At 64.6% G+C, this 5,755-nt stretch carries 4 protein-coding genes; 2 read left to right on the top strand and 2 right to left on the bottom strand.

Features of this window, described 5'->3' with window-relative positions:
- Both B7Z66_15995 and B7Z66_15990 read right to left on the bottom strand, forming a co-directional pair.
- Positions 1-1,276: FAD-binding oxidoreductase (locus B7Z66_15995; GenBank protein OYV74566.1), on the bottom strand; the 1,276-nt coding region annotated here is incomplete at its 3' end.
- 9 nt (positions 1,277-1,285) lie between these two features.
- Positions 1,286-2,050, bottom strand: coding sequence for a hypothetical protein (locus B7Z66_15990; protein ID OYV74565.1), 765 nt, complete (start codon positions 2,048-2,050; stop codon positions 1,286-1,288).
- Positions 2,051-2,166: 116 nt separating this feature from the next.
- Between B7Z66_15990 and B7Z66_15985 the strand changes: the two genes are divergently transcribed.
- Both B7Z66_15985 and B7Z66_15980 read left to right on the top strand, forming a co-directional pair.
- Positions 2,167-3,720, top strand: a complete 1,554-nt coding sequence (locus B7Z66_15985) for a malate synthase A (protein ID OYV74564.1) — start codon at positions 2,167-2,169, stop codon at positions 3,718-3,720.
- A gap of 37 nt (positions 3,721-3,757) precedes the next feature.
- On the top strand, positions 3,758-5,239 hold the full coding sequence (locus tag B7Z66_15980) for a lactate permease (GenBank protein ID OYV74563.1): 1,482 nt from the start codon (positions 3,758-3,760) through the stop codon (positions 5,237-5,239).
- Positions 5,240-5,755: the final 516 nt, after the last annotated feature.

The raw sequence follows: 5,755 nt of genomic DNA, 5'->3' as shown, positions 1-5,755 counted from the left end.
GGTAGTCGCGCTCGACCACCGCCACCGATGGCATCGTGCGGCCGGGCATCGGGTCGATGCCGTCGCGCATCCAATCGATCACGCCATCGGGCTGCGCCAGTTCGCCCGGCGTGTTGGCGTCGTAGAGAATGAGCGGGTGCAGATTGCCATCGCCCGCATGAAACACGTTGGCGACCCGCAAGTTGTGCTCGCGGGAAAGTTCCGCGATGCGGGTCAGTACCTCGGCGAGTTTAGAACGCGGAATGGTGCCGTCAATGCAGTAGTAATCGGGTGAGAGGCGTCCGACCGCCGGGAACGCGGCCTTGCGTCCCTTCCAGAAAAGCTGCCGTTCGGCCTCATCGCGGGCCACGCGCAACTCGCGTGCGCCAGCGTGCTTGAGAATTTCCTGGACGCGCGCCAGCGCGGCCGCGACCTCCTGTTCATCGCCGTCCACCTCGCACAGCAGGATGGCCGCGGCGTCGCGCGGGTAACCCGCGTGCACGAAATCCTCCGCCGCCTCCACCGCGAGCCGGTCCATCATCTCGAGTCCGGCGGGGATCACGCCGGCGGCGATGATCGCGCCCACGGCGTTGCCCGCCGTCACCACCGAGTCGAAGGCCGCGAGCAGCACGCGCGCGCGTTGCGGCAGCGGCAGCAGACGCACGGTTGCCTCCACCACCACCGCCAACAAGCCCTCGGAGCCCGTGAGCAGTGCCAGCAGATCGTAGCCCGGGGCATCCGCTGCGCGCCCGCCGAGCGTGAGCCGCTCGCCTTCGATGGTGAGCGCCTCAAGGGCGAGCACGTTGTGCACCGTGAGTCCGTACTTGAGGCAGTGCACGCCGCCCGAATTCTCGGCCACATTGCCGCCGATGGTGCAGGCGATCTGCGAGGAGGGATCGGGTGCGTAATACAGCCCGTAGGGACGCGCCGCCTCGCTGATCGCGAGGTTGCGCACGCCGGGCTCGACGCGCGCGCTGCGCGCCAGCGAATCGATTTCCAGGATGCGGTTGAAACGCGCCAGCGACAGTACCACGCCCTCGGCGTGCGGCAGCGCGCCGCCGGAAAGCCCTGTGCCCGCCCCGCGCGCCACCACCGGCACGCCGCGTGCGCGACACAGACGCAGCACGCTGACGACCTCCTCGACCGTGCGCGGCAATGCCACCGCCAACGGCAGCGCGCGGTAGGCGGTAAGGCCGTCACATTCGTAGGGACGCAATTCTTCCTCGCGGGTGAGCAGTGCGTCCCCGGGCAGCGCGGCGCGCAGATCGGTAAACAGGGTGGCGGGGGCGGCGCTCATGGACCTGCCTCAGCCACCCGCAAGACCGGGCCAGAGAAGTTTCGCCGACATCAGCAGGATGGCGATTGCCAGCACCACCTTCACCCAGCGCTCACCGCCGCGCAGATGTAAGCGAGTGGCAAGCAACGCCCCCGCCATGCCGCCCGCGCCAAGTGCAAGGCCATCACCCCAGGCCACCTTGCCCAGGGCGACAAATATCGCAAGCGCCGGCAGCGTGTACAGGAATACGATGAACACCTTGTATACATTGACGCGCACCAGATCGAGTTTCAGGATACCGCGCAGCGCCGCCATGAACAGGAAGCCGACGCCCACCTGGATAAAGCCACCGTACAGGCCGGTCGCGAGCATCGCGGGATAGATCAGCCAGCGCCGTTGTGCGGAGGGTGCACCGGCCCCGAGGCGGCGCGCGGGCAGAAACAGCGTCACCGTGCTCAGCACCAGCACCCCGATGAGCACGTACCTGAAAAGTGTGTCGCTGATGCGTGCGCCGAACCAGGCGCCCAGGATCGCGCCCGGCAGGGTCAGCAGCGCGAGCTTGAGGCTTTCACCGAGTTCCGCGCCGTGCCAGCGGCTGAAGCCGCCGGTGGCGGCGAGGTTCTGCAGAGCGATGGACACGCGGTTGGTGCCGTTAGCGACCGTCGGATCAAGACCGACGAATATGAGGGCCGGCAGAGTGAGCATCGAACCACCGCCGGCAAACACGTTGAGCACCGCGGCCAGCGCCCCCAGGATGAAAAGCAGCGTGAGCACGGGAAGTGAGACGGGATGCACGTTTTCGTTTCCTCAAAACCGCCGGCGCCATGGGCTTATACTTATACCACTGTGCAGATGAGCGCGGTCGCCGTGCCCGGCATTCCGCCGCGCGTGTACGCGAGGAGGTCCCACCCATGGCCATACCATCCACCCGTCCCGCAGACGGTCCAATCCCCATCCGTCTGACGGGCAAGCTTGAGGCGGCCGAGCGCAGCATATTCACGCCTCAAGCCTTGGCCTTTATCGCCGAACTTGATGCCCGCTTTGAGCCGCGGCGCGCAGCGCTGCTGAGCGCGCGTGCGGAGCGTCAGCAACGGTTTGATGGCGGCGAAAAACCGGAATTTCTCGCGGCAACACGCGCCCTGCGTGCGGGCGACTGGAAAGTCGCGCCCGTCCCCGGGGAAGTAACCGACCGGCGGGTCGAGATCACCGGCCCCGTGGACCGCAAAATGATCATTAATGCCCTCAACTCTGGGGCGCGGGTATTCATGTCGGATTTCGAGGATTCCCTCGCCCCCACCTGGAGAAACGTCGCCGCTGGCCAGGCAAACCTGTACGACACGGTGCGGCGTACGATCGCTTTCCGCAGTCCCGAGGGCAAGGATTACCACCTTAATCCTGAGACCGCAGTGCTCATGGTGCGCCCGCGCGGCTTGCACCTTCTCGAGAAACACACACTCGCTGGCGAGCGGCCGGTGGCCGGGGCATTGCTCGATTTCGGATTGTATGTGTTTCACATCCACGAGGCCGAATGGTGGCGCGATGTGTTTGTGCATGCCGAGGACAAGCTCGGGCTTGCGCGCGGCACGTTTCGCGCCACGGTGCTCATTGAGACCCTGCCCGCGGCATTCGAGATGGACGAGATCCTCTATGCCCTGCGCGAGCATATTCTCGGGCTCAATTGCGGGCGCTGGGATTACATTTTCAGTTTCATCAAGAAATTCCGCCGCGATCCCAGGGCGGTGCTGCCTGATCGTTCCCAGGTGACCATGACCACGCATTTTCTGAGGAGTTATTCGCAGTTGCTCATTGCCACCTGCCACCGGCGCGGAGCGTTCGCCATGGGCGGGATGGCGGCGCAGATTCCTATCAAAAACGATTCAAAGGCCAACGAGGAAGCGCTCGCCAAGGTGCGCGCCGACAAGGAGCGCGAGGCCGGCGACGGTCATGACGGCACCTGGGTCGCCCACCCGGGGCTGGTGCCGTTGGCGCGCGAGGTTTTCGACCGGCTCATGCCGGGGCCGAACCAGCTTACCAAGCTCGGTGAGGGGCTTGCGTTGAGTGCACGCGACCTGCTGGAAGTGCCGCAGGGGCAGATTACCGAGCGTGGGTTGCGCACCAACGTGCGCGTGGCGCTGCATTACCTCTCGACCTGGCTTGGTGGCAACGGCTGTGTGCCGATTGATAATCTGATGGAGGATGCGGCCACCGCCGAGATTTCCCGCGCCCAGCTCTGGCAATGGCGCACCCACGGCGCGCGGCTCGATGACGGCCGCCGCGTGGACGCGGCACTCATCGAGCACACGCTCGAGGAAGAACTCGCGGCATTCCGTGCGCACTTTGCCGTCGAGCCGGCTGCCGGCCTACACTCGCCTCGCCTAATCCATCGGCGTTTTCCGGCAAGGGATTGGGGTCTGCGAGTCAGGCCGGTCGGGGGGAGTCTTGACGGCAGGATGCCCGGGGAGTAGTACAAGCCGCCAGATTTGTCACATGGGAGGGGGTAACATGTTCACGCAAGTCCTGAGTCCCGCCGGTCCGCTTTGGCTTACCTTCGTCGTCGCCGTCATCCCGCTCGCGGTTCTCCTGCTGCTCCTGCCGGTACTGCGCCGTTCCGCGTGGATTACCTTCTGGGGCGTGATGATCTTCAACACGCTGGTCATCACCGGCATGTTCGAGCGTTTCCGCGTCTGGCTGGTGAGCGTGGGCACCGCCGACGTGCGGATCCAAACACTGTTATTTGCCTGGGCGTTCGGCGCCCTGTTGGAGGGACTGGTCGGCTTCGGTTATCCGTGGGCGTTTGTGGCGCCGATCCTGATCGCACTCGGCATTCCGGAGCTCGATTCGCTGCGTGTGGCCGCCATCGCCAACAACGCGCCGGTTTCCTACGGCGCTCTTGGCACGCCGATCATTGCGCTTGCGGCGGTCACCGGTCTGCCGCTGCTGGCTCTTAGCGGCTCGGTCGGCAAAGTAGTGGCGTTGCTGGCGTTTCTGCCGCCGTGGATACTCATCTATCTCGTGGCCGGCAAGCGCGGACTGCGTGATGGCTGGCCGCTGGCGATCGTCGCTTCCCTCGGCTACATTGCCGGGCAGCTGCCAGTGGCGGTATTCGTCGGCCCCTATCTTCCCGACGTGGCCGGCGCCATCGTGGCCTTCATCGTTATCCTGCTGTTCACGCGCGTGTGGCGGCCGGCCAGCATACTTGGATACGGCGGCGTCCCGCTCAGTGAGGCGCAGATGGCTGAACACGGCGATCACAAGGTCACGGGTGGTGAGCTGCTCAATATCTGGCTGCCGTTCATCATCCTGATCATGGTCGTGGTGGCTGGCACCGGTCCCTGGTCGCACCTGCCCGCGCTCAAGCTGTTCGCGGCGCACGTGGATGCGGTCTCGGCGGTGACCGGTAAGACTATGAGTTCGGCATTTCTGTTCACGCCGTTCAGCGGAGGCACCTGGATTCTGATCTCCTGGATACTGATTACCTTCGTGGTGGGCCTCCAGCCCGCGCAATATGCCGAGGTGTTCAAACGTACCTTCCGCCAGATGTGGGGCGCGCTGCTGGTGGGCTTTTTCATTTTCGGTCTGGCCTTCGTGTACAACTACTCGGGCATGGCGGGGTCACTTGCCTACAGCCTGTCGCGTATCGGGCCGTGGTACATCCTGCTGGCTCCGGTGGTGGGACTGATCGGCGTGGCGCTGTCGGGCAGCAATACCTCCACCAATGCCATGTTCGGCACCATCCAGCTCATGGCTGGGAAACTGCTTAATTTTCCGATCCTGCTGCTGCCAAGCCTGAACTCGGTGGGCGCCGAAGTGGGCAAGCCGATCGCGCCGCAGACCGCGAGTGTGGGTGTGTCCACCACCAGTTACGTGCGCAAAGAGGGTACGGTGATCCGCTACAATTTCGGCTGGGCGCTGGTGATCCTCGGCTGGCTGATCATCGTGGGGCTGTTCTTTTACTTCGTCGCACCCGGAGCGATGATGCTCTGAGGGCGTCATGCGGGCGATTCTGGCGGAGAATACCGGCGGGCCGTGGAGGTGCTCCGGCTCGCCGAGGGCCCACGCCCCGAACCCGGCGCAACGACACCCTTGCCAGCACCACCAACCCGGAGGCCAAGCTGCTGCGCAAGGCGGCGACGCTGTGTTTTGAGGCACACATACCTTGATGGAGAGTCGCCACGGGCTGTGCGTTGAGTTGCAGGTGCACTCCGCGCTGGTGCTGGAGCCCGCGCGGCGGCCAAGGCACTGCTCACCCGCCACCCGGGTTACACCGTCAGTGACGCAAGCGTAAACGTAGCGCAGCGTGATTATGAACCCGGCGTTAAATTCCGTTCACCTTCTGCCGCTGCTCTGATAATGGAGTAGATTTTCTATCAGACAGGAGGTGATTTATGCATGTAATCTTACGAGCACTCGCTGTGTGTTCACTCGGGATCAGCCTTGCCTGTGCACCGCTGCTCGTGAATGCCGCACCTCCGGAAGCGTATCCCGCCGTTTCGGTGACAC

Source organism: Chromatiales bacterium 21-64-14 (assembly GCA_002255365.1).
GTDB lineage: Bacteria > Pseudomonadota > Gammaproteobacteria > 21-64-14 > 21-64-14 > 21-64-14.
Note: the sequence above shows the minus strand (reverse complement) of the source record. Positions and strands in the feature narration are given on the sequence as shown.

Excerpts from the sequence above, each read along its gene's own strand:
- B7Z66_15980 (OYV74563.1), top strand. The coding sequence starts at position 3,758 with ATGTTCACGCAAGTCCTGAGTCCCGCCGGTCCGCTTTGGCTTACCTTC.
- B7Z66_15985 (OYV74564.1), top strand. The coding sequence starts at position 2,167 with ATGGCCATACCATCCACCCGTCCCGCAGACGGTCCAATCCCCATCCGT.